General features: G+C 65.3%; 22 protein-coding genes and 1 pseudogene. 13 read left to right on the forward strand and 10 right to left on the reverse strand.

Translation table 11 applies throughout. The features are described from left to right. The first annotated feature begins 402 nt into the window (after positions 1 to 402). Positions 403 to 4,395: an nSTAND3 domain-containing NTPase gene (locus GGQ96_RS04260; RefSeq protein WP_184111792.1), complete on the forward strand. Its 3,993-nt coding sequence runs from the start codon at positions 403 to 405 to the stop codon at positions 4,393 to 4,395. Positions 4,396 to 5,140: 745 nt separating this feature from the next. Here the strand turns inward: GGQ96_RS04260 and GGQ96_RS04265 are convergent. Then, positions 5,141 to 5,752 carry a recombinase family protein gene (locus GGQ96_RS04265; protein WP_425506686.1) on the reverse strand — a complete coding sequence of 204 codons (612 nt, stop codon included), beginning with the start codon at positions 5,750 to 5,752 and terminating at the stop codon, positions 5,141 to 5,143. A gap of 304 nt (positions 5,753 to 6,056) precedes the next feature. On the opposite strand from GGQ96_RS04265, the gene GGQ96_RS04270 reads away from it, so the two are divergent. After that, the gene (locus GGQ96_RS04270) at positions 6,057 to 6,311 is read left to right on the forward strand and encodes an AbrB/MazE/SpoVT family DNA-binding domain-containing protein (RefSeq protein ID WP_343058919.1); all 255 of its coding nucleotides are present in this window, start codon (positions 6,057 to 6,059) and stop codon (positions 6,309 to 6,311) included. Then, positions 6,304 to 6,693, forward strand: coding sequence for a PIN domain-containing protein (locus GGQ96_RS04275; RefSeq protein ID WP_184111796.1), 390 nt, complete (start codon positions 6,304 to 6,306; stop codon positions 6,691 to 6,693). Before GGQ96_RS04270 ends, GGQ96_RS04275 begins: the two co-directional genes overlap by 8 nt. A gap of 663 nt (positions 6,694 to 7,356) precedes the next feature. Here the strand turns inward: GGQ96_RS04275 and GGQ96_RS04280 are convergent. The 5 genes from GGQ96_RS04280 to GGQ96_RS04300 form a co-directional block, all read right to left on the reverse strand. After that, positions 7,357 to 9,054 carry a hypothetical protein gene (locus GGQ96_RS04280; protein ID WP_184111798.1) on the reverse strand — a complete coding sequence of 566 codons (1,698 nt, stop codon included), beginning with the start codon at positions 9,052 to 9,054 and terminating at the stop codon, positions 7,357 to 7,359. Then, the gene (locus tag GGQ96_RS04285; protein WP_184111800.1) at positions 9,051 to 10,265 is read right to left on the reverse strand and encodes a phosphotransferase; all 1,215 of its coding nucleotides are present in this window, start codon (positions 10,263 to 10,265) and stop codon (positions 9,051 to 9,053) included. The genes GGQ96_RS04280 and GGQ96_RS04285 overlap by 4 nt, the downstream gene beginning before the upstream one ends. Positions 10,266 to 10,319: 54 nt before the next feature. Continuing rightward, positions 10,320 to 10,757, reverse strand: coding sequence for a hypothetical protein (locus GGQ96_RS04290; RefSeq protein ID WP_184111802.1), 438 nt, complete (start codon positions 10,755 to 10,757; stop codon positions 10,320 to 10,322). An 84-nt stretch (positions 10,758 to 10,841) separates the two neighbouring features. Then, positions 10,842 to 11,285, reverse strand: a complete 444-nt coding sequence (locus GGQ96_RS04295) for an AbiJ-NTD4 domain-containing protein (RefSeq protein ID WP_184111804.1) — start codon at positions 11,283 to 11,285, stop codon at positions 10,842 to 10,844. Positions 11,286 to 11,554: 269 nt separating this feature from the next. Beyond that, entirely contained in the window at positions 11,555 to 12,457 is a 903-nt protein-coding gene (locus GGQ96_RS04300; RefSeq protein WP_184111806.1) for a LysR family transcriptional regulator, read from the reverse strand. 96 nt (positions 12,458 to 12,553) lie between these two features. Between GGQ96_RS04300 and GGQ96_RS04305 the strand changes: the two genes are divergently transcribed. Beyond that, complete coding sequence (locus tag GGQ96_RS04305; protein ID WP_184111808.1) at positions 12,554 to 12,889, forward strand: nuclear transport factor 2 family protein; 336 nt, start codon at positions 12,554 to 12,556, stop codon at positions 12,887 to 12,889. Further along, on the forward strand, positions 12,880 to 13,668 hold the full coding sequence (locus tag GGQ96_RS04310; RefSeq protein ID WP_184111810.1) for an SDR family oxidoreductase: 789 nt from the start codon (positions 12,880 to 12,882) through the stop codon (positions 13,666 to 13,668). Before GGQ96_RS04305 ends, GGQ96_RS04310 begins: the two co-directional genes overlap by 10 nt. 328 nt (positions 13,669 to 13,996) lie before the next feature. Here the strand turns inward: GGQ96_RS04310 and GGQ96_RS04315 are convergent. Then, positions 13,997 to 14,842, reverse strand: a pseudogene (locus GGQ96_RS04315) (ATP-binding protein); the annotation flags it as partial. Positions 14,843 to 15,012: 170 nt separating this feature from the next. On the opposite strand from GGQ96_RS04315, the gene GGQ96_RS04320 reads away from it, so the two are divergent. The 8 genes from GGQ96_RS04320 to dapE all read left to right on the forward strand — a co-directional run bounded on the left by GGQ96_RS04320 (position 15,013) and on the right by dapE (position 20,687). Beyond that, entirely contained in the window at positions 15,013 to 15,309 is a 297-nt protein-coding gene (locus GGQ96_RS04320) for a hypothetical protein (RefSeq protein WP_184111812.1), read from the forward strand. A gap of 90 nt (positions 15,310 to 15,399) precedes the next feature. Next, positions 15,400 to 15,534, forward strand: coding sequence for a 50S ribosomal protein L34 (rpmH, locus tag GGQ96_RS04325; protein WP_028056723.1), 135 nt, complete (start codon positions 15,400 to 15,402; stop codon positions 15,532 to 15,534). A gap of 62 nt (positions 15,535 to 15,596) precedes the next feature. Continuing rightward, positions 15,597 to 15,950, forward strand: a complete 354-nt coding sequence (rnpA, locus tag GGQ96_RS04330; protein ID WP_343058920.1) for a ribonuclease P protein component — start codon at positions 15,597 to 15,599, stop codon at positions 15,948 to 15,950. A 68-nt stretch (positions 15,951 to 16,018) separates the two neighbouring features. Next, positions 16,019 to 16,213 (forward strand): membrane protein insertion efficiency factor YidD, encoded by a 195-nt coding sequence (yidD, locus tag GGQ96_RS04335; RefSeq protein WP_206433092.1) that lies wholly within the window; start codon positions 16,019 to 16,021, stop codon positions 16,211 to 16,213. A 22-nt stretch (positions 16,214 to 16,235) separates the two neighbouring features. Beyond that, complete coding sequence (yidC, locus tag GGQ96_RS04340; protein WP_184111816.1) at positions 16,236 to 17,936, forward strand: membrane protein insertase YidC; 1,701 nt, start codon at positions 16,236 to 16,238, stop codon at positions 17,934 to 17,936. Continuing rightward, positions 17,933 to 18,571 (forward strand): ribosome biogenesis GTP-binding protein YihA/YsxC, encoded by a 639-nt coding sequence (gene yihA, locus GGQ96_RS04345; protein WP_184111818.1) that lies wholly within the window; start codon positions 17,933 to 17,935, stop codon positions 18,569 to 18,571. Before yidC ends, yihA begins: the two co-directional genes overlap by 4 nt. Before the next feature lie 57 nt (positions 18,572 to 18,628). Continuing rightward, positions 18,629 to 19,297 (forward strand): glutathione S-transferase, encoded by a 669-nt coding sequence (locus GGQ96_RS04350; protein WP_184111820.1) that lies wholly within the window; start codon positions 18,629 to 18,631, stop codon positions 19,295 to 19,297. Positions 19,298 to 19,556: 259 nt separating this feature from the next. Then, positions 19,557 to 20,687, forward strand: coding sequence for a succinyl-diaminopimelate desuccinylase (dapE, locus tag GGQ96_RS04355; protein ID WP_184111828.1), 1,131 nt, complete (start codon positions 19,557 to 19,559; stop codon positions 20,685 to 20,687). Here the strand turns inward: dapE and GGQ96_RS04360 are convergent. From GGQ96_RS04360 to GGQ96_RS04370, 3 genes are all read right to left on the reverse strand, one after another. Continuing rightward, entirely contained in the window at positions 20,665 to 21,201 is a 537-nt protein-coding gene (locus tag GGQ96_RS04360; protein WP_246360157.1) for a Smr/MutS family protein, read from the reverse strand. The genes dapE and GGQ96_RS04360 overlap by 23 nt on opposite strands. A 25-nt stretch (positions 21,202 to 21,226) precedes the next feature. Beyond that, the gene (mltA, locus tag GGQ96_RS04365) at positions 21,227 to 22,585 is read right to left on the reverse strand and encodes a murein transglycosylase A (RefSeq protein WP_246360029.1); all 1,359 of its coding nucleotides are present in this window, start codon (positions 22,583 to 22,585) and stop codon (positions 21,227 to 21,229) included. Positions 22,586 to 22,771: 186 nt separating this feature from the next. After that, positions 22,772 to 23,416, reverse strand: a complete 645-nt coding sequence (locus GGQ96_RS04370; protein WP_184112253.1) for a Tim44/TimA family putative adaptor protein — start codon at positions 23,414 to 23,416, stop codon at positions 22,772 to 22,774. Positions 23,417 to 23,487 lie beyond the last annotated feature (71 nt).

A 23,487-nucleotide genomic window follows, 5' to 3' on the forward strand; every position in this document is an offset into this window, starting at 1 on the left:
GTCACTCAACCGCAAACCTCGCCATTGTGGTGGCGACCGCTTTACATGCCTGTCCTGCGGGTAAAGCGATGGTGGCATTTCCGATCGGAAACGAGGACTCGATTATATTCGCTCGCGGACTTGGGTTCCTGCTTCGTCACGGCCCGGCAAATCAGGCGCGGCACCTATTAGTGGTGACACGCCGCGAAGGAGGACTGATCAAAAAATTTGCGAATAACCAGGACAAGCTCGATGCGGTCACCGCAAACGATAGAACCTCGGGCGGCAGTCAGACCACGCCTATCAGGCGCGGGGCGTCAATCCAGGAAGATCGCCGGACGCCAAAAACTTTATGCCGACGAGGAACATGGATGGCATCCACATTGCTGTCGATTTGCACTCGTTCCAGTCTAATGTTTGCCGATGAACGCGCCAGCCAATCCCAGCCCCGCCCTCGGTAATGATTCGGGCGCCGCAGCCGCGCTGGCCGGGTACGATTACCAACTCGACGTTTCGATTTTGGCAGCGCTGCGAATCCTTTTCGTCACCAAATCCGCGTCGCGCATCACGCTGGAACCAGCGAATGCCGATGATATCGAGGTCGAACTCACAGAAGATGATCCCGGACATATCGAGACGCGGGCTGAGCTGGGCGTTGCCGCCCGGCTCATCATGCAAGTAAAGTTACGCGGCGGAGATCCGTGGTCGCTCGCCGATTTCGAGCGCCTCCTTAAACACGGCAAGCGGCGCACCCCGGCCAAGGACCACCTCGCCGATCCCGATGCTCGGTACCTGCTCGTGACGAATGCCGATGTGTCGGGCGTCGCTCGCAGTCTGCTAGTCGGCGATTTTGAGGAGCAGTCGGAAGGAGACGACTTCCCGGCCTCATTGCGTGACATCCTGCCCGACGCGCCCGAACGGCGAGTTGCTATCTATGCCGGTCTGACGCCCAAGCTGCTCCAATATGAGTTAGAACATATACTGACCGCTATCCTTCGCGTTCCTAAGGATCGGCAGGAAGCATGTCTCAACACACTTCGTGAGGAAGCCAAGACGCGTATGCGCGGCACCTCGCCGGGGGTCTGGGGTTATAATGATCTGCTAGGCACGGTCCGCTCCCACGGCGGATTTCTTGCGAGCGTCGCGGAGCTCGATGCCTTCGTGGAGCCCACCAATTTCCCCGACATGCTCCGACAGCTTGAAAAGAAGAACGCGGTGGTCATCGCCGGATCATCTGGAACCGGCAAAACGCTGGCTGCACGCGCGCTGTGCGATCAGGCGCGTAAGCGCAACGGGGCGCTCGACATAGTCGTGGTCAATCCGAACAGTGCCCCCTCGAGCATCCGGCAAATCGTTCAGACGGGACCGAAGCTCTTTTATCTCGAAGATCCTTGGGGGCAGAATAGCCTGCGAACCGGCTCGGAGACGTGGACCGAGCAGCTTCCGCGGATGCTGCGCGACGCCCGTAGCGACAATCAGTTCGTGGTTACGTCGCGAAGCGACATGCTGCGCGGCGCACAAGCCGTCGGTGGCGTTGCTCCATGGTCGATCGAACTGGAAGCCGATCGGTATCTCAACGGTCGTTTCGCCCAGATTTACGATAAGCGCATGGATCTCCTCCCGCCCAAGCTTCAGGCGAAGGCGCTCAGTTTTAGATCCGACGTCCTCCGCGTGCTCGAAAAGCCGCTTGAGCTCGACCTGTTTTTCGCCAACCTCCTGTCCGGTCGCGTGGACGGCGAGAATGACGGGCAATGGCTCCATCGCCTGATCGGTCTCGCTCATCGTGATGCGGTCGAGGGCGTAGTCGACCGCTTCCTGACCCATGCCGACACAACGGGCCAATCTGCCGCGATCTGGGGCGTGCTGGCGGCACGGGGATCGTTCGATCGCACGCAGCTCGTTGCGTTGATGCGGTCCTTACGGCTCGCCGCGCCCGACCTTGCCAATGGTCTCGACAAGCTGATCGACACGATGATCGCCGCGCGCCATCTTCGACAGCCGACAACATCGGTCGCCTTCGCGCATCCGAGTGTACGGGCGGGTTTCGAGAGCCATCTGAAGGCTGACTTGTTTCGATATGAGCCGGCTTTTGCAGCGCTGCTGACCGCGCTCACCACCCTCCCGCAGCCGCACGTCGAGTGGGGGATGGAGACGGCCGCTCGCCTGATCGGCGAAGGGCGCCAGCTCGTCGCCGGCGTCGAAGGCGGTGCGTTCACCTTCGACGTTCCCGCTGCCGCCCAAGCTGCAATCGATGGTTGGCTAGACGCTGCTCTGGTCGACCCATCCGCGGATTTTCCCAAGCTCCTCCAGCTAGCCAGCGACGTAGGCAGTGAGGCTTCCAATCCATCGGAACTGGCCCGTTGGTTGTTGACCAGCGTCCAGCGAGGCGCGGCCTTTTTCATTGACCGATGGAAGGCACCCAACTTCCCAGACGCATGGTATGATCGAATCTCACAGGATCCACGCTCCTTTCTGATCGCCGAGCGTTTCGTTCGCGATCAGCTTTCCGACGAACATGGTTCCTATGGCGCCAAATTCCCGTTGGCACTCGACCGCATCGCGACTGGGCTTGAGCCCGCCTATCTTCATGCCGCGCGCCGTCTGGTTGGCATGGGTCACGGCTCGAATATCGAGGCGGTCGTGACCGGCGCGTTACGTGATCTTACGACCTTCAAAGCAGTGTTCGAAGAAGCACTCGACGATCTTGCAGGCGATGATGCCCAGCGGGCGAAAAATGCGGAAAGGTGGCGCCTCATTGCCGATGGTGAGTGCGACTATGGGTTCGAGGAGTATTATACCTCCGGCCATGACGACGATGGCTATGCATCTGGCATCATCGTTGAGCTTTATATCAAAGCCGTCCGTGCGGCCGGCGATTGGAAGGAGCTCGCTGGACATAATCGCGCGTCCGAGTTCGGATATTACTGGGCGCGCGCAATCCGCGACGCGGATGCCACAGCCGCCCCGATTCTCGAGGAGCTGTCAGCGATGTTCGCTGCAGCTCAGGCGGACGGACATGAGGACGCGGCGTGGGACGCGCTGCGTCAACATTGGCATTCGGAATTCAGAGAGAAGCTCAAGCAAGCGCTGATCGCCGGCATTCCAGATCAAAGCGATAGTGAGGCCGCCATCGCCTGCGCCATGGGCGTCGACCAGAACCTTCTTGCCGAGGCGTTCGCGTCTTCTCCAACCGCCGCCCTGCGCGTTGCCTTCCTCTGCGACCTGATCGCCGCGCGCGGCCGCTATTCCAAGCCCCAGAAGGCCGGAATGGCGAGCCTTATTCGGGCGCTGGATCCCGCTTATCGCGAAGTCGGTCGGGTGCTGCTTCTCGGGCGGTCGCGTGCCGCGATGCTCAGCGATCAAGCGGTTGAAATTTTGCGGCAAGCGGCGGAGACGGCGCGGCCTCGCATCCTCTCGGAGGTCGTCCCGCTCCTGATTGAGGCGGGCGTGATGCCGGTCGAGGCGATTCGCCGATGGTTGAATGAGACCGAGGACAAGGACCTAGCAGAGGCCGCTGCTTCGGCTGCGGTCGAGATCGAGGATGAAGAAGCCATCACGAAGGCCCGTCAGCACGTTCGGGCGAGTGCAAGGGTCGTTGCTATCGAGTTCTTGGTGAGCCGAACTGATCCGCCGTTCCCCGTCGAAGTCCTCGCGCTTGCCGGCGATCCTGGCCGACATGTTCGTCAGGCACTGGTGCGCGCGATTGCAGCGAAGCCGCATCCCGATCACTTCCCCGTATTGCTGCGTCTGACCGGCGACACGTGGTCGGACGCTGACCCTTCCCATAACGAACCTGATTCTTACCCGATCGCGCGGGAGGCAGTGGAAGGTCTTGCGGCCTACGCCCCCTTATCCGACGAGACCAGTGACCAGCTCATAAAGTTAGCGACGGCCACCTCGGATCGAGCGCTCAGCCAGGGATGTCTGCGGGTCGCAGCCGACTGCGGGTCCCCCGCGATTCGCATGAGAATTCGGGCGCTATTCGGCGACCGCGATCGTGGTCTGCTTCGGCTCGACGCGCTTGATGCCTTAGTTTTCGCCACCACAATTGAGAATGAGTTGCTGGCTCCGTTCATCCCGGAACGGATTGTCAGGCTTGGCGCGGCGCTAGCGCCGTCAGCGGTGGTGCTTGTCTGCCACCATGCTCCGATCGAGAGAGCTGTCGCGCTGTGCGAACGCATGGCTAATTCGAACGTGGATCGTTCGCTCGCCGTTCTCGGTGCCTATTTCCTTCATGATCGAGATCCGGGAGCTGCCCAGGCAATCCTCGATCTGTTGCCCGAGGGGCATCCAGCGCGTGGCCTCTTCAGCGGAGAGCATGAACTTTTGCCTGCATCAGTCTTGGATGGGCTCGGGAATATCAAACGTCAGCGCTGGGTCAGAAATTGGATGAGCGATCGCATTGCTAACGTGTGACCCGCGGGAAACTATCGTTGATGGGGAGCGCCGCCTCCTATTGCTGTCACAGGCGTGCGTTCGTACGATCCGTGCCCCCGGCCGGCCTATGAGCAGCACGAAAGAAATACTGGCATGGCGCCGACAGCCGGGTCGCTTTTCGAACGCTGTTGCGGCTGCGCCCTTTAAGTGCGAGCGCCTCCTGAAGCGGTCGGCTCGAAGCCGATTGGGGCGCATTGCTGCCGACTATCTGAGCGTGAACGGAGGGCCGCTCACGCCATTCGGCGTCCGAAAGCGGCCGGGCCGTAATTCACCCATCGCGTCGACTGGCATCACCTGAACGAGGGGCGGCTTTTGGGCTCGGCTCGCGGAGGCTGAATGACCTACGTAGGGGCGTTGCCGCCAGACGGTTTCGCGCCCAGCGAATGGCAAGTTGTGTCAGAATCTGCCGTTCCGAGCCCGTTCGGCGAACGACGTATTGTGGTCGGCACCTGCCGTCTCGAATAGGAATCTTAAATGGGATGCACGGGCGGACACGTTACTACATTGAAAGGCGAACGCACCGCTTCCCAAAACCTGTTCCCGATTGCTTTTTCCCAAGACTGCCGGTCGGGCACGGAGAAACGGGACAGCGGATTGCGCCTCATTGAACAGCATGGCCCAGGATAGGGTGAGGCACCGTCGTGAGTAAATTGGGTTCTCCACCGCAAGTATCACGGCATCAAAAAAAGTGAAGGTAAAGCCCTGCACAAAGGGTAGGTTCGTTTTACGAGGTCGGCGCTACCGCAGCCGTCCTGGCCCGGTGAAGGGCGGTCACCCGCTTGACGTGGGCAATGCTGCATCCGGCTAGTTCCGCCGTCTTCGCGATGCTCATGCCCGCCTCGCGCAAACCGACGATGCGGCGGTGATGGGCAAGGTCGGGCTTGCGGCCGGTGTACCGCCCAGCCCTTTTAGCGATGTCGATCCCCTCGCGCTGCCGCTCGCGCCTGGTCTCATAATCGTCGCGCGCCGTCTGCAGCGCCACGCGCAGCAGCATGTCCTGCACCGCTTCCAGCACGATGCGCGCCACGCCCGCGCTGTCCGCCACTAAGTCGCTGAGGTCGACGATGCCCGGCACCGCCAGCCGAGCTCCCCTGCCGCGAATTGTCTCAACTAGCAGTTCGGCCTCCGGCAGCGGCAGGCGGCTGATGCGGTCTATCTTCTCGGCCACCACGACTTCGCCTGGTTGCAGGTCCGCCACCATGCGCAGCAGCTCCGGCCGATCGGGCCGCGCACCCGACGCCTTCTCCCGGTACACCGCCGCGATGTAGAAGCCGGCCGCCCGCGCGCCGGCCACGATACTCTCCTGCCGCGTCAGGTCCTGCTCGTCCGTGCTCACACGGAGGTACACCCTCGCCGCCCTAACCTTGCTGTCTGTCACTTACTCATCTCTCGTGCCCGGCGTGTTTGGGTACACCCTTAAGCGCTACCCCTGCCGCTATGGGCTCCGAATAGCAAGGACCGGATCTACCGCGCCTAGCTAAGCGAGCCGACTCTGCGTAGCCACTCACCGCCGAGATGAACAGCTCTGGTGCAGTCGTGTTCGTCGCTACAAACTTCGGTAGATTATGATTGTCTGATAGTGGCAGCTGTGCGCCTATTCTGGTACGTATGTCACCTGACAGGTCACGCTAGCAGGTTTGGTGCAGGTGGAAGCGCAGCGGGTCAAGATCGTGGATGGTGGAAAGCTGGTGATTCCTGCATCGATGCGTCGTCAACTCGGCATCAGCACGGGCGATACCGTACTGGTCGATGTCGACAATGGCGAGCTTCGAGTACGGTCAATCAACCGAGCAGTTGAGCGTGCCCGCGCCATCCTGCGCAAGCACATACCTGAAGGGTCAGCCTTGGCTGACGAATTGATCGCCGATCGGCGCCGCGAGGCCGAGCGTGAGTAGCAAGGTCGTGCTTGACGCTTCCGCCCTGCTCTGTCTGCTCAATGACGAGCCGGGCGCAGACAGGGTAGTCGAAGTGTTAACGCGTTCCGTGATGGATACGACCAATCTCGCCGAGGTCGTGTCCAAGCTGCGCGAGCGCGGCTTGTCGCTGGAGGAGGTTCAGGAAGCTCTTGGCGGCCTGCACCTAGACGTTCGTCCATTGTCACCATCTCAGGCGATGACCATCGGCGACCTGCGACCGGCGACAAAGCCGCTCGGTCTGTCGTTAGGAGATCGAGCGTGTTTGGCGCTCGCCTTGGACCTAAGCACTGAACTGTTCACAGTTGACGCGGACCTCGCGAGCGCTGACGTGGGTGTTAGCATCACCGACATACGTCGATGATCTGAGCGCCCACCTTGCAGACACTCGGCGGTCGCGTTGCGCTCCTTGCCTTGGCGAGAGCGGGGCCGCGAACGCCTGATATAGACGATGTGATAGACTCGTGTTTTTGATAATTCCGCACCTGATCACGTGGTGAAAACGCGTCCCCAATTCACATAGAAGTTACAAAATTGCGGTTCGCGTTGCCAAAAACTTATAAAAGATTAAATTTGCGCATTTTGTTGAGGGTTCTGGCATGGATTTTTCCCGATTGAGCGCCTCTTGCGTTTTCGAAAGCACGAATCTGAGAGAGAGAGAGATTTGCGTGTTTTCTAGAAGGGGAAACCGCTTTGTAGTGCCAAACCCGAGCGCGGGGAGCCTCAGGTGGCCGCGAACGCAACTCTAATGCGCATTCCGAGTGAAAATCTGGCGGTTTGCACAAAAGACGAACACCGATCTTAACGCTTCAAGCCGTCGCAACTGAAGCTTTTGGTGGAGACCGGAACGGCCGCTCTGGACGGCTCGTCCCGTGAAGCAGACGTTCGTTCACCGGTGGGATCACGACCCTACCAGAAGGGGTACGGCCAGCCTCTAGGGCTGGGCGTCAAGGGAACGCATTCCCCTCGTGACAAGCGCCGCGGTTTAGGACGGAGCAGGTGCTCCACCACCGCCACGCGATTTCGACTATTGATTGCGCCACCAATGGGAGAAGCCAAATTTGCCCTCCTCCCGCATGATGTGACCGACAGCGAGTTGGACCAGATGGTCTTGGGCGTCGCTCAGCGAGCCATCGGGGTCGATGTTATAATTCCCACGTTCGATCATCATTATGAAGCTTCGGGCGAAAGATTCACTGCATGGCGCGAAGAGCATGAAGTCGGGGTCATCGGAACCAACAAAGGCGAGAAAGCCCATATTGTCAGGAAGGTCATGATCCCCCCGGTCGAGCCTTATCCTCACCATTTGCTGCCGGAATCTCTTAGCCCAGAACGGGATGAAGTCGAACGGATCGATGTCGATCAACATCGCCACCGCCGCTCCGCGTCGCCGTAATGGCAGTAGCCAGTCATCCATCCACTGCGGGTTCATGCACGCGCTGGCACTGGCCATGACAAATATCCGCGCTGGCTTTGCAGACTCCAATTGGAGAGGAAGCTCGGAGGGCGAAGCCAATTCCAGCATGTGCACGAACCCGGGCACCGGCAGCGACGGCGTTTCCACGAACCGGCGCAGGACGGTCAGCGTGTCTTCTGGTGGCCGATCGCTCAACGGGTCCTTCAGGGCATAGAGAGCCGGCAGTTTGTCGAATGGAATGGCGACCAGCTGGACATGGGGGCCGAAGTCATATCCCTCGACGACAAACCATGACGGCCGCACCTCCGTTTCGACGCCGGCCTCATGCAGCACTGCTGGCAGCTTGGACGATGAAATTATCAGCCGTTCCTCGCGCGCCGACATGAAGGTGGCGTCGAAATCCTGGTCGAGATTTTCCGAGGTTAGCAGCTTGATCCGCAACCTCGGCCCGGCATGATCGACCACCTGCTGGCTCGCCTTGGCCGCAGCCGCGCGTTGCGCAAGCCATTGCGGCCGGCCTAATCCAGGCGGGAAGCATGCTTCGGCAATGGCCTGGAACGCCAGCCCTTGCAGCGCCTCCTGCTCGGGCAGGGGCGCCGCCCCGACGGCCCGTATCCTGTCGTCGCGGCTCAGCCCGCCGCGCGCGAGGCTTTGTATTGCCGGGCTGGCCGACACGATCGCCTGACGCAATGCCTGCTGGGCGGCCGCGAGCGCGATTGGGCTGGTGACATGCGCGAAACGGGCGTCGGGCGTTTCGGCCTCGTCCCACACCGTCGTTGCCCAGTCCGCGCAGGGAATTGCCGCCCATCGGTCCAAAAGATCCGTCTGCATTGCGACCCGCGCGGCTGCGGCGACGCAGACCGAACTGATAAAGGGGGCGTTTTCGAGGTCGAGCAGGCCCGCCATCCGGTCGTAATAGCCCTGATAGTCCGGATATTCGTCGAGCAAGCTGCGGTCGTAGATCGAAAGGCTTGCTGCGTAGATGCCGCTGAGCGTCGCGTAGGTCTCATGGGTCTCGACCGACGCTTCGATCATGCGCTCGATCAGCGCGTCCATTCCGGGCTCGCCAGCCTGGTCCAACGCACCGGCCAGCACCATTCCGACGCCGAAGGTCGTGCTCCCATTGAGCGCCCAGTGAAAATTCTCGTGCAACGCCACCATCTCGGCGAGCGGCGAAGTATGATCCTGCCCGAGATGCAAGGTCCGGGCGCCGGTCCTCGGGGAGTAGCTGCCGCCCGCACTCCCGCCAGCTGCTTTCCACAGCGCGCTTCGCAGATAATAGCCGCGATGGCCCGGCGCTTCGGTCATTTGAGGCGGGAGCAGAAGCGATCGAGCCAGGTCAGTCCCTCGCCATAGAGTGCGATCGCCGCGTCGGGCCGCGGATTGATTTTGTGGGCGAACCGGGTGGCGGGAAGGCCGAGAATATTGGCGGCCATTGCGAGCTCGTATCGTTCGCGCCAGTGAAGGTCTCCATGCGTCTCGGCGAATTGGCCCACACGCTCAAGACAGGCCGCCACCAGCTGCGAAGTCACCGCGGGCGTCTCAAAGGCATAGTCGAGCACGCCGCCATCGACCGCTTTGCGGGAGAGCGTGAGCGTAGCGCCCGCGGCTGGCTTTTCGATAGGTCCTGTCGCATCTAGGAAATGGGTGATCTTGGCGATATCGAACAGATAGTCCCCGCGCCCCCAGTCCTTGGGATCGATCAGCTTGACCTCGACCGACGAGTGGCTCGTCCGAAGCATCAGGTTGCCCGGATTGGGATCACCATGGACGATCGTGCTGAACGGGGCGGCAATGGCGTCGAGCTGCGCCTTCGCGCCGGCAATGCGCTCAAGGCTCTGCTTCCATGGCGTGAGCTCCGCGTCGCCGCGGTAGAGCTTGCGCGAACGAAAGACCGCGTCGACCTTTTCCGCAGCTTCGAGCCGTTCGCGGATACGCTCGACATAGTCCTTGCCGATGCTGGGAAGCATACGGTGGTCGATGCTTGCATCATATCCCTCGAACAGAATGTCGAGGACCGCGTGCATCAGGCGCACTGCTTCAGCGGGGCCGGTCTGCGCGCCGCCCTTGGGAAACAGCCGATCCTCAAGCGATATCCAACCTTCCGCTTCCGGAAAATACTCCATCAGATAGGCGTAAGGCGCGGTTTCTCGGATCGCGTAGACGACAGGCCACGCCTCCCTGAAACGCGCGGGCATCGCGGCATTTGCGCGAATATCACGCATTATGGCTCCCTCTTTGGCGAGCTTCTCGTTGCGGTCCATTTTGAACACGAATGGCGCGTGCAGGACGATATGCCGGACCATGTCGGCCGTATTGCCGCCGCCGAGCAGCGAGGAGTCTATCGTGCGCCGCTCGATGGGCAGGCCGGTCGCCATGGCCTGCCGCAGCAAGTCGCTGACGATCTCCTTTGCCTCATCCTGGCCCGACGGATCGGGCCCGAAGCCGAACTGTGGGCGTCTGGCCAGTTTGAGGCCCGCTGCGACGGCTTGCTCAAGATAATTGATCAGCGTGTCCATCTGCTTCCGATCCAAGTCCAAGGTCGCGTTTGCCGTCACTGCTTCGCGCACGTTTCAATCTTCTGCCCAGCCGATCCGAGGCGCCGCGGCCATTAGGGAGGCGTGACCCGCGCCTGACGCCACAAAAGGTAAACGCTGACCGCCGAGGCCGTTGTCACCACAAGCTCCGCTTCCTCGAAGGTCGGATCTCTTCCATCGGCGATATGCCGGCCCTGCTACGAAGAAAACCCCCATAGTTTGTGCAGCGCCGCATGGAGCGGCCCCCGGCAAACCCAGCCGACCGATGATCTTGCCGAGCGTGTCGGTACTGTTGTCGACTTCGCGGGCGACGCATTCCAAGGCCGCCATCGCGTGCTGGATCGCGCCGGTGACATCGGCCACGGGGCGTCTTGAGATGTCCTTCGGCGCCTCGTGGACTTCGTTCGCCGCGGTCGGCTTTCCCGCCTGCTGCATCACCTGCACAGCGTCGCGCGTCGCCAGCGTGAAGGCCACCAAGCCGCGGACTACGATCCGCCCATTCTCCATCTGCCAGCCAACGCCAAGCTCCCGGAAGAGCTGGGTCAGGCGCCGGGCGAACTAGTCAGCTTTTGTGCCGGTATAGTCGATCCGGGCAATCTCCGCATGAATCCGCTCGGCAATGTCATAGATTTTGAACCAGGGGGCATCGTCAACGAGACCGTCGACCTCGTTCTCGACATTGCTTCCCGACCAATTGTTGGGATCGGGTCGCTTCAGCAGTACTTCGCAGATCGCTGCGCGCATACTGTCCTGGCCGAGACCCGCGGCATAGCCCAGCATCACGATGCCGGCACGTATCTCCTCAGGCGCATCTTCGCGGATGCGGATTTCCATCTCGGCGCCCTGAAAGCCGTGGCGTTCGGAAAATGAGCCTGTCCCGGTCATGCGCCCCACTAGCATAGAGGTGCTTGAAAGCTCCAGGATTGCGCTGCCGACAGAACACACCCGCTTGAGCTGCCAGGGCGCGAGGCCTCCCTTCGTGAATTTGGTCGGCTCGGGCACTGACTTCGGCTCGTCGATGTCGCGCTCGATGACGATCGCATCGGCGCTGCCGAGGAGCGTCTAAACCTCATCGAGACAACGGCGCGTGAAGCCGGGATCGATCTCGATCGAACGCCGCGCCTGCGCCTCGATCCGACGCGACCGCGTGTCCGTTCCAGATTTCGTTGTCAAGCATCGGGAACGGCGTGGGCCTACAAACCCAATCCAAAACATGAATGAATGGTAGAAGTCGGGGAGCGGGGATGGCGGGCTGAACGACGGAAATTGGGTCAGAGGCGCCCGGCGGAGAAGTCGCGCGCGAGCGCAATGAAGGCCGTGAAGGCGGCCGACGAATTGCGTCTGTTGGAGTAGTAGAGGCAAAGTGACGAGAGCGGTGGCGTCCAATCCTCCAGAATGCGCACGAGCCGGCCCGCCGCGATATCGTCGCGGATGTCGGGCTCCATGAAGTAGCCGATCCCCACGCCGTTCAGCACCGCAATCCGGGCGAGGGATGCCTCGTCGAGCGTGATCGGGCCATCAACGTCGAGCAGCAACTCCTCGCCGTCCTTCGCGAAGCGCCATCGGAGCGGGGCTCCATTGGGAAGCCGCCCGCGGATACACGGATAAGCAAGTAGCTCCTGCGGCACTTTAGGAACAGCCCTGCCTTGGAGAAACGCCGGCGACGCAGCGACGGCGATGCGTCGCTCGCGACCCAGCGGGATAGCGATTGCATCACTCGGCACCAGATCCCTGGCACGCACGCCCAGATCAAACCCCGCCGCGACGACATCGACGAGACGGCCCTCCGTGACGATGTCGATATGCACCTGCGGATAGCGCTCGAGATAGGTCAGGACGAGCGGCGACATGATCTCGCGCGCCGCCGTCGCGAAGGCGTTGATCCGCAACGTGCCCGACGGTGCCTCCTGCTGCGACCGCGCCGTGTCCATCGCTTTCTGGATGCCCTCGAGCGCCGGCCTGACCTGCGCGACGAAGATCCGTCCGGCATAGGTGAGCGAGACGCTGCGCGTGGTGCGGTTGAACAGGCGCACGGCAAGCTCCCGCTCGAGCTTCTGCACCGCATTGCTGATCGCCGTGGTCGACATGCCGAGATCAAGCGCCGCGGCGCGGAACGAGCCGCAGCGGACGATCGCCAGGACCGCCTCCAGCTCGGTGAGAGAATGGCGGGTCATTGTCCCGATCTCCGTAATACGACATTCGCATTTGTCTCGATTATCGGGTGAACGCGCAATCGCTAAATCGTCCTCGTCACAACCGAGGAGACGATCATGTCACTGAACCTGCCAGCACTGATCGCGGATTATATCGAGGCCAACCGGCGCCTCGATCTGGACGGCATGATGAAGCATTTCGCGCCGGATGCGGTCTTCACCGACAACGGCAAGGACTTCGTCGGCAAGGCCGCGATCGCCAAGATGCTTAAGGACGAAGCGATCGCGGTGAAGGCGATCTTCGAGCCCGACGCGGCGCGCGAGGAGGACGGCGCCATCGTGCTTGAAGGGCCGGCGCACGGCGAATTCCCCGGCAGCCCGCTCCGCTTCACCTATCGCTTCACGATGAACGGGGACGCCATCAAGACGCTGGAGACGACGGTATGGGCATGACCGCGGATCCGCGCGAGTTCGCCGGCAAGCGCGTGCTCGTCAGCGGCGGCACCAAGGGGCTCGGCCGCGCCACCGTCGAGCGCTTCCTTGCTGGCGGCGCGCGCGTCATCACCGCCGCGCGCACCATCCGGAATCAGATCGAAGGCGTCGACTATGTCGAGGCGGACCTGACGACCGCAGCGGGCGGTGAGGCGCTGTCAAAGGCGGCGATCGAGCAGCTGGGCGGCGTCGATATCCTCGCCCATGTCGTCGGCGGCTCGTCCTCGCCCGGCGGTGGCTTCGCCGCGCTGACCGACGAGCACTGGCTGGCCGAGCTCAACCTCAACCTTCTCGCCACCGTCCGGCTCGATCGGCTGCTGATCCCGCAGATGATCGAACGGGGCATGGGCGCCGTCGTCCACGTTACGTCCATCCAATCGATCCTGCCGCTGCCCGACTCCACCACCGGCTACGCCGCCGCGAAGGCGGCGCTCCGGACGTACAGCAAGTCGATCTCGAAGGAGCTCGGGCCCAAGGGCGTGCGGGTCAATTCGGTTTCGCCGGGCTGGATCATGACGGAGGCGACCGGAGACTTTCTCGAAATCCTCCGGAAAGCCAACGGGGGCACGATCGAGGAAGCGCGCCAGTCGGTGCTCGACGCGCTCGGCGGCATCCCTATCGGTCGCGGTGCGGAGCCCGAGGAGGTCGCCGACCTTATCGCCTATCTCGCGGTCGATCGTGCAGCGGCGATCCACGGCGCCGAATTCGTGATCGACGGCGGGACGGTTCGCACCGTCTGATCGGGCAATGCGGAGCGGCCGCCCACTCTCCGGGTGTGGCGGCCGCCGGAAATCGCGAGATGGGAGATCGAGAGATGCTTAGCGGACTGCTGATGGCGACCATAACGAGCGTCCGCTTCCGGGAAGCTGGCGGGCCGGTCTCAATGGCCGAATGTGGGTCTTGCAAGACTCAACGGGGTGGCTGCTCGCTCGCGAAGGCAGCAGCGAGGCAAAGGCCAATAGGCCGAGCGACAAGCGCGCGCGGCTGCCGCAAAAGCTCAGCCGATTTTGCAAGTAAGCTGAGACTAGTCTCAATAAGGTGATACGAGTCTCATTTTGAATGAAAAGTGACACCCCCGCCCGTCAGCGCCGCCATCGACGCGCTGTGATGCGGCGCCCGGAACGGCCGCGTGCGGGTCAGCCGCCCGTTCGCCAGTGTGCCGGCGACCGACTGGACCATCGAGACCTCCAGCGCCTCGGCGGCGTCCAGCGGCGGCAGGATGCCGGGCAGGCACGCCGCCATCAGCGACTTGCCCGCGCCCGGCGGACCGCACAGCAGCAGGTTGTGGCTGCCGGCCGCGGCGATCTCCAACGCGCGCTTGGCGGTCTCCTGGCCGCGCACCTGGCGCAGGTCGGGGCCGGGCGCCTCCGCCTCCACCTTGCCGGGGCCCGGCGCGGCGAGCAGGCCATGGCCCTTGAAATGATTGATGAGCGCCAGAAGATCGGGCGCGGCCACGACCTCGGCCGATCCGGCCCAGGCGGCCTCCGCCCCTTGCGCGGCGGGGCAGACGAGGCCGAGCTCCGCCTGCCCGGCATGGAGCGCGGCGAGCAGCACGCCCGGCGATGGCGCGATCCGCGCGTCCAGTCCCAGTTCGCCGACCACGACATAGCCGGCCAGCGTCTCGACATCGACCACCCCCATCGCCCCCAGCAGCGCCAGCGCGATCGGCAGGTCGAAATGCGCGCCCTCCTTGGGCAGGTCGGCGGGAGACAGGTTCACCGCGATCCGCTTGGGCGGCAGCGCCAGGCCGAGCGCCGCGATCGCGCCGCGCACCCGCTCGCGGCTCTCGCCCACCGCCTTGTCGCCGAGGCCAACGACGTTGAAGGCGGGCAGGCCGGGGATCAACTGCACCTGCACCTCGACCGCGCGGGCCTCCAGCCCCAGATACGCCACCGTCCGCACGATCGTCGCCATTCGCCCGCCCCCGAAACGCCACCCAATATCCGTTCCATAGCCGCAACGATGGCGCGCGCGACGGCCTTTCCGCACCCCACCGCCTTGCCTGGATAATACACACTAGCTAAGCCACTGGCGTGCCGCGGTTCCGCTTTCCGTCCCGATCCACCGCGCCGCGCTCCCCGATCATGCGCATCGCGCAACTGACGCTCGGCGGCGTGCTGATCCTGCTCGCGCCGGCGGTGATTCCCCTGCCCGGCCCGGCCGGCATCTTCCTGTTCGCCGGCGGCCTGATCCTGATCCTGCGCAACTCGCGACTCGCCCGCCGGCATTTCGCGCGCGCCAAGCGGCGCTGGCCACGCATGGGGCGAATCATCGACCGGGCGATGCGACGGCGCAGCACGCTCCGCCGCATCGCGCTGGAGAAACGGAGGGCCGCCGCTTCTCCGCCTCGCGCGCCCTGCCCGGCGGTTCGGCCACGTTGACTTCGCGCCCGATCCTGCCTATGCGCACAGCCACATGGCCGTCCCGCGTGGCGGCCCTTTCTGTTTTCGATGAATACCGAGGAATGAACGATGAAGCGGACCTTCCAGCCGAGCAACCTGGTGCGTGCGCGCCGTCACGGCTTCCGCGCGCGGATGGCGACGGTCGGCGGCCGTGCGGTGATCCGGGCGCGTCGCGCGCGCGGCCGCAAGAAGCTGTCGGCGTAACAGCCTTTCACGATTGCGTGACCGATTCGGCCCCGTCCCCGGTGGACGGCGGCCCGAATCGCGTGTCCGGGCCCGGCGACCCCGCTGAGATCGTCCAGATGCGCCTGCGCCGCGACTTCCTGGCGGCGAATGGCGGCAAGCGCGCGCCGATGCCGGGTTTCGTCCTGCTGGTTCGCGCCCGCCAGGACGACGACCGCACCATGCGGGTCGGCTATACCGTGACCAAGAAGGTCGGCAACGCGGTGGTCCGCAACCGCATGAAGCGCCGCCTGCGCGCGCTGGCCCGCGAAATGCTGCCGGAGCATGGGCTGGCCGGGGCCGACCATGTGCTGATCGGCCGCAATGGCGGGATCGAGCGCGACTTCGCCCTGCTCCGCACCGAATTGCGCAAAGCCCTGAAAAAGGTGGTCCGGTGAGCGCACCGGCGGACGACTCGCCCGCATCCGCGGACGATCGGCCGCCGCGCTGGCCGGCCCGGCTGCTGATCCTGCTGGCCCGCGGCTGGCAGATCGGCCCGTCGGCGGTGATGCCGCCCTCCTGCCGGTACGATCCGTCCTGTTCGGCCTATGCAATCACCGCCCTTCGCCGCTATGGCGCGCTCAAAGGGGGCTGGCTGGCAGCGCGGCGGATCGCCCGTTGCCATCCCTGGGGCGGCTTTGGCCCCGATCCTGTCCCGTAATTGATTGGGAAATGACGACGCCGTGAAAGACGATCGCCAGAATTTCGTGCTGTTCGCGGTCTTCGCGGCGCTGATCCTGTTCGGCTGGCCGCTGATCCAGAACAAGTTCTTCCCCACCAATCCGCCCGCGACCAAGATCGTCGACGGCAAGCAGGTGCCGGTGCCCAATCCGGCCAATTATCCCACCGCCACCGGCCCGGCCGCCACCCGTGACCGCAATGTGGTGCTGGCGGAGACGCCGCGCGTCCGCATCGAGACGCCGCGCCTGCGCGGGTCGATCAACCTGAAGGGCGCGCGGATCGACGATCTGGTGCTGATCGACTACAAGGAGACCGTCGCCAAGAACTCGCCGCCGATCCGCCTCTTGTCGCCGGCCGGCGCGCCCGATGCCTATTTTGCGGGCTTCGGCTGGCGCACCGACGGGTTGCAGCCGCCCGCCGCCGACACGGTCTGGACCGCCTCCGCCCCCGTCCTGTCGCCCGGCAAGCCGGTCAACCTCGATGCGACCGGGCCGGGCGGACAACGCTTCCGCCTCACCTTCTCGGTCGACGACAACTACATGTTCACGGTGCGCCAGACGGTGCTGAACGCCGGCGCGGCGCCGGTCAGCGTCGCGCCCTATGGCTATGTCAACCGGATTGGCGTGTCGAAGGACCCCGATAGCTGGACGATCCATACCGGGCCGATGTCGGTCAACAACGGCTCGGCGAGCTACGGCCCCAATTTCAAGGACCTGGCCAAGGGCCCCACCCAGTTCAGCACGACCGGCGGCTGGCTGGGCTTCACCGACAAATACTGGCTGACGGCGCTGCTGCCCGACCAGTCCGCGACCTTCACCGGCCAGTTCCGCGCGGGCGCCAACGACGCCTATCAGGGCGACGTGACGATCAATCCGCGCGCGCTGAAGCCGGGCCAGGCGATCACCCAATCGACCCGGTTCTTCGCGGGCGCCAAGGAAGTGCGCCTGCTCGACCAATATACCGATCACGAAGGCGCGACGAAGCTCGATTACGCGCTCGACTGGGGCTATTTCCGCTTCATCGAAAAGCCGATCTTCTATTATCTCGACTGGCTGTTCAGCCATGTCTACAACTTCGGCGTCGCGATCATCCTGCTGACAATCACGATCCGGGCGCTGCTGTTCCCGATCGCGCAGCGCCAGTTCGCCTCCATGGCGGCCATGCGGGCGATCCAGCCGCGCATGAAGGCGCTGCAGGAGAAGTACAAGGACGACAAGGTCCGTCTCCAGCAGGAGGTGATGGCCCTCTACAAGGCGGAGAAGGTCAATCCGCTGGCCGGCTGCGTGCCGACGCTGATCCAGATCCCGATCTTCTATGCGCTCTACAAGGTGCTGATGCTGACCATCGAGATGCGGCACCAGCCGTTCATCCTGTGGATCAAGGACCTGTCCGCGCCCGATCCGCTGACCCCGGTCAACCTGTTCGGCCTGCTGCCCTTCGTCCCGCCGCACTGGGCCGCGATCGGCGTGGTGCCGATCCTGCTCGGCATCTCGATGTACTTCCAGTTCAAGCTCAACCCGCAGGCGATGGACGAGACCCAGCGCCAGGTCTTCGCTTTCCTGCCCTGGGTGCTGATGTTCGTGATGGCGCCGTTCGCGGTCGGCCTGCAGATCTACTGGATCACGACCAACTGCATCTCGATCCTGCAGCAGCGACTGCTCTATGCCCGGCATCCGGGTCTCAGCACGCCGGTGGCGAAATGAGCTTCACCGACGAGGAGATCGAGGCCGCGCGCAAGCTGTTCGCCGGCCCGGTCGCCTTCCTGAAGTCCGCGCCCAAGCTGGAGCATCTGCCCGCCCCCGTGGCGCCCGAGGTGGCGTTCGCCGGCCGGTCGAACGTCGGCAAGTCGTCGCTGCTCAACGCGCTGACCAACCGCAACGGCCTGGCGCGCACCTCGAACACGCCGGGACGGACGCAGGAGCTGAACTTCTTCGATGTCGGTCAGCCGCTCGCCTTCCGGCTGGTGGACATGCCCGGCTACGGCTTCGCCAAGGCGCCCAAGGACATGGTCCGCCAGTGGCGCTATCTGGTGAACGACTTCCTGCGCGGGCGCGACGTGCTGAAGCGCTGCCTGGTGCTGATCGATTCGCGCCACGGCATCAAGGAGGTGGATCGCGAGATCCTGGGGATGCTGGACAAGGCGGCGGTCAGCTACCGCATCGTCCTGACCAAGGCGGACAAGATCAAGGCGACCGATCTCGCCGCCGTGACCCGGGCGACCGAGGAGGAGGCCCGCAAACGCCCCGCCGCGCATCCCGATATCATCGCCACCTCCAGCGAGGGCGGCATGGGCATCGCCGAGCTGCGCGCAGCGGTGCTGGAGGCGGTCAACGCCTGATCCCTCCGGCCGGCCGGGCGGTTGCCGCCACCCGGTCGAGCCGCTAGGCCATTGGCCATGAAGCTCATCATCGGCAACAAGGCCTACTCCTCCTGGTCGCTGCGCGGCTGGCTCGCCTGCAAGCAATCGGGCCTGCCGTTCGAGGAGGTGGTCGTGCCGCTCTACGACCAGGAATGGGACCGGCGGCGCGAGGGCGACGAGTTCGCCCCCTCCTCCGGCAAGGTGCCGATCCTGTGGTGCGGCGACGACACGGTGGTCTGGGACAGCCTGGCGATCATCGACTATCTCGCCGACCGGGTCGGGCGGGCGCATTTCTGGCCGGAGGATGATTCGGCGCGCGCGATGGCGCGGTCGATGGCGGCGGAGATGCATTCCAGCTACCAGAATCTGCGGCGCCAGCATCCGATGAACGTCCGCCAGATCTTCCCGCCCGCGCCCCCCAGCGCCGAGGTGATGGCGGAGCTGCAGCGGATCATGAGCCTGTGGGCGCAGGCGCGCGCCCGGTTCGGGGGCGGCGGCGAGTTCCTGTTCGGCGATTTCGGCGCGGTCGACATCATGTTCGCCCCGGTCTGCACGCGCATCGTCACCTACCAGCTGCCGATCGCGCGGTTCGCGGCGGGCTACATCCAGGCGGTGATCGGCCATCGCTGGATGCAGGACTGGATCGCGGGGGCGCAGGAGGAGGACTGGATCCTCCAGCAATATGAGCAACCGGCGGCGGGTTGAAGCGTCCGCACGACGCAGCGAGGACGTGGCGTCACGGGCACCTGCTTCGCCCTGCCTTCTTGTTCCCCGGCGAAGGCCGGGGCCCCGTGGGGGGAGATGGGGACGACGCGCGACGCTCCGTCACTGCAACCTTCCCCACGGCGTCCAGACCTTTGCCGGGGAGCGGCTGTGTAGAACGGATGCCCGGCCCCTCTTCACGTCTCGGCGTCCTCGCGTGAACCCGATTGCACGCCGACGCCAGTTGCGCGAAGGCCGGCCCATGACCGCCACCCCGCCCCTCGACGTCGTTTCCCTCACCCAGGCGCTGCTCCGCGCCGACAGCGTCACCCCGGCGCGCGGCGCGGTGTTCGACGTGCTGGAGGAAGCGCTTGCGGGGATCGGCTTTGCGGTCGACCGCTTCACGGCCGGCGAGGCCCCGGACGGCCCGGTCGAGAACCTGCTCGCCACGCGCGGCGGCGGCGGCCGGCATCTCGCCTTCGCCGGCCATGTCGATGTGGTGCCGCCCGGCGAGGGCTGGACCGACTCGCCCTGGGCCGGCAGCGAACGGGGCGGGTTGCTCTACGGACGCGGCGCGGTGGACATGAAGGGGGCGGTCGCCGCCTTCGCCGCCGCCGCCGCGGCGGAGACGGGCGGCGCGCTCAGCCTCCTTATCACCGGCGACGAGGAGGGGCCGGCCACCTATGGCACGGTCGCGCTGATCGCGCGGATGGCGGAACGCGGCATCGCGCCCGACTGGTGCCTGGTGGGCGAGCCGACCTCCACCCAGCGGCTGGGCGACATGATGAAGATCGGCCGGCGCGGCTCGGTCAACATCTGGGTGACGGTGCCGGGGCGGCAGGGCCATGTGGCCTATCCGCATCTCGCCGACAATCCGATCCCCAAGCTGATCGCGATCCTGGGCGAGGTGGACGCGATCGTGCTCGACACCGGCAATCGCTGGTTCCAGCCATCCAACATCGAGGTGACCGACATCGCGGTCGGCAACCCCGCGCACAACGTCATCCCGGCGAAGGCCGAGGCGCGGCTGTCGATCCGCTTCAACGACGAACAGTCGGGCGCGGCGCTGATCGAGCGCATCCGCGCCGTCGCGCAACGCCATGCCCCCGAAGCGATCGTCACCGGCCGCATCTCGGGCGAGGCGTTCCTGACCCGGCCGGGCGCGCTGTCCACCGCCATCGCCGCCGCGATCGAGGCGCAGACCGGGCTGGTGCCCGAATTGTCGACCACCGGCGGCACGTCGGACGCGCGCTTCCTGTCGCGGCTCTGCCCGACCGTCGAGTTCGGCCTGCTCAATGCGACGATGCACAAGGTCGATGAAGCGGTGGCGATCGACGACCTGCGGACGCTGACCGCGATCTACGCCGACCTCATCCGCCGCGCGGCCGCCTGAGCACCAGGTAGAGCGCACCCGCGCCGCCATGACGGGGATGCGCGCCGCGCACCGCCGCGATCGCGTCGGCATGGCGCGACATGGCGAGCCAGTCTGCGATCGCGGCGCGGATCGCACCCCGCGCATGGGGTCGCTCCGATTCGGGGCGCGGCGGCCTGCCGGTCACCAGCAGCAGCACGCGGTCGCCGCGCCGGATCGCGCGATCCAGCCCCTGGTCGAGCAGCGCGTGGGCGGAGGCGAGCGTATGGCCGTGCAGGTCGAGCGAACTGTCCGGGATCACCCCGCCACGTGAGAGCCTCTTGTCCCAGGAGGCGTCGAGCGTGTTGGCGGCGAGGCCATCCTCGCGACGCGGCGGCGCGACGGCGGCGGTGGCGCGCGGCGCAGCCGGGGTCCGCACCTTCGGCGCGCCGGGCCGGGGCGGCGCAGGCGGCGCGACGACGGGTGCGGTGGCGACGGCGACCGCGCGCACCGGCATCGAGGTGGCGACGGCGCGCATCGGCCGCACCGTCGCCATCACCTTCTGCCAGGCGGTGGCTTCCTCAGGGTTGAGGCGTCGCACCCGGCGCGCTCGTCATGGGATAGGGCGTCTGCGGATAGGAGGGCGCGGTGGCGGCAGCGGTCAGCCGGGCGAGCGTGCCGACCGGCAGCAGCAACCAGGCGGTGCCGCGCGCCGACATGCCGCCGGCGGTCGCCTCGGCACCAGGCCCGGCGCCCCAGAAGGTGTCGAAGCGGTTCGCGCCCTTGATCGCGCCGCCGGTATCCTGCGCGACCCACAGCCCCGTCGCGTCGGCGCGGTCGACCGACAGGACCAGCGGCGCGCCAAGCGGCACGAATTTCGGATCGGCGGCGGCGCTGACCTGACCGGTCACCGCATAGCCCATCGCGCCCTGGGGCGGGCCGTCCAGCTCGCGGAAGAAGACGAAGCTCTTGTTCTCGCGCATCAACGCCGCGCCCTCGACCGGATGGTCGTGCAGCCAGGCGACGATCCCCTGCATCGACGCCTGGCCCGGCTGGAGCAGCCCGCGCTGGCGCATCAGGCTGCCGATGCCGGTATAGGCGCGGCCGTTCTGCGTGTCGTAGCCGATGCGCAGGATATTGCCGTCGGGCAGGCGCAACCGCCCCGATCCCTGAATCTGGAGGAAGAACATTTCCACCGGATCGGCGGCCCAGGCGATCACGGGCGCACGGCCGGCCAGCGCGCCCTGTTCGATCTGGGTGCGGTCGTAATAGGGCACCAGCGCGCTGCCCTGCACCCGGCCGCGCACCTTCTTGCCCTTCAGATCGTCGGAGAACTGGCCGAGATCGACATCGATCAGGTCGCTCGGCCGGCCATAGACCGGCACTTCATAGCCGGCGCGCCGTTCCAGCGCGCCGCGGATCTCGGGCTCGTAATAGCCGGTCGCGAAGGCCCGGCCGTCGCCGACCTGCACCGCCTCGAACTGGCTGGCGAAGAAGGCGCGCGCATCGCCGCCGGCACCGGCGGCGGCGCAGGCGACCTGCCAGTCGGCCCCGCGGGTCAGGCCGGTGGCATCGGTGCGACGCATCAACCCGGGGCAGGAGCGGGCGAAGGCGGCGCGCGCCGCCTGGGCCTGGACGTCGGTGATCGGCAATGTCGCGACCGGCGGCCCGGCGACGATGCCGGCCGCGAGCGCATTGGCGGGCGCGGGCGGCACGACCACCGCCTGGGGCGGGATCGGGGTCGCCGCGACGATGCGACCATCGGATTGGCGGACCGCGACCGGACGCTCGTCACGGACCAGATGATGGGTGGTCGGGCGTGCGGCGGTGGCGGTGGGCCTGCTGGCCGGCGCGGGGCCGCCGCCGGGGGCGGGCGGCACGATCATGCCGCCGCATCCGCTCAGCGCGAACATCAGCGCCACGCCTCCGATCCACCGCATGCCTGTCCTTCCCGGTACGTTCAAGATATCTTGGAGAAACCGCGCCCTTCTTGTTCCCCGGTGAAGGCCGGGGCCCAGTTGGCAAGGCTGAGGTAACGAGGCGCATCGCGTCGCCAGAGTTGTCCCCCAACTGGACCCCGGCCTTCGCCGGGGAACAGTTCGGGGTGGTCGATCAGACCAAGGCGATCACGCCTCGTCGGTATCGGCCAGCCGCCAGTTCGGATCCTGGCTCTTCAGCGTCCGTGCGAAGGTCCAGACATCGTGCGTCTCGACCGCGTCGGTCAGCGAGCCGGCGACCACCTGTCCCTCGGCATTGCGGGTGACGGCGGCGATGTCGGCGTCGAAGCGCACCGTAATCCGCGCCTCGCGGCCCTGCACGCTGGCATCGGAGATCACCGCGCGCTCGATCGTGACCAGGCGGTTGTCGAGCGTCTCGCCCGCTTCGCGGCGCATCGCGATCGCCTCGGCGAAGGCGGCATGGACCGAATCCTCGGTCAACTCGGCCAGCGTCGCCTCGTCGCCCTTCCAGAAGGCTTCGAGGATCATGCGATAGGCGGACCGCGCGCCGCCCAGGAACATGCCCACATCGAAGCCCGGCTCGCCGGCGACGATCGCGCGCAGGCCGGCCTCGGCGCGCGGGTCGATGTTGCGGTTGGCCAGCTCGCGCGGCTCGGGCGTCACGTCGATGGTGCGCGGCGCGGCGGCCACGGCGGGACGGTCCTCGGCGGTGCGCGCCAGAGGCTGCTGCTCATGGCCCGTGCGCTTGCCCAGCACCCCGTAGAGCCGGAGCGCGAGAAACGCGGCGATCATCGCGAACACAATTACGTACAGCACCAGGCCTCCGATCTTCCCGCCAACATAGGCGTCTATGCCGCCCGTTACAAATACGCACCCGTTGAATC

Origin of the sequence: Sphingomonas abaci (genome assembly GCF_014199625.1) — a bacterium.
Taxonomy (GTDB): Bacteria; Pseudomonadota; Alphaproteobacteria; order Sphingomonadales; family Sphingomonadaceae; genus Sphingomonas; species Sphingomonas abaci.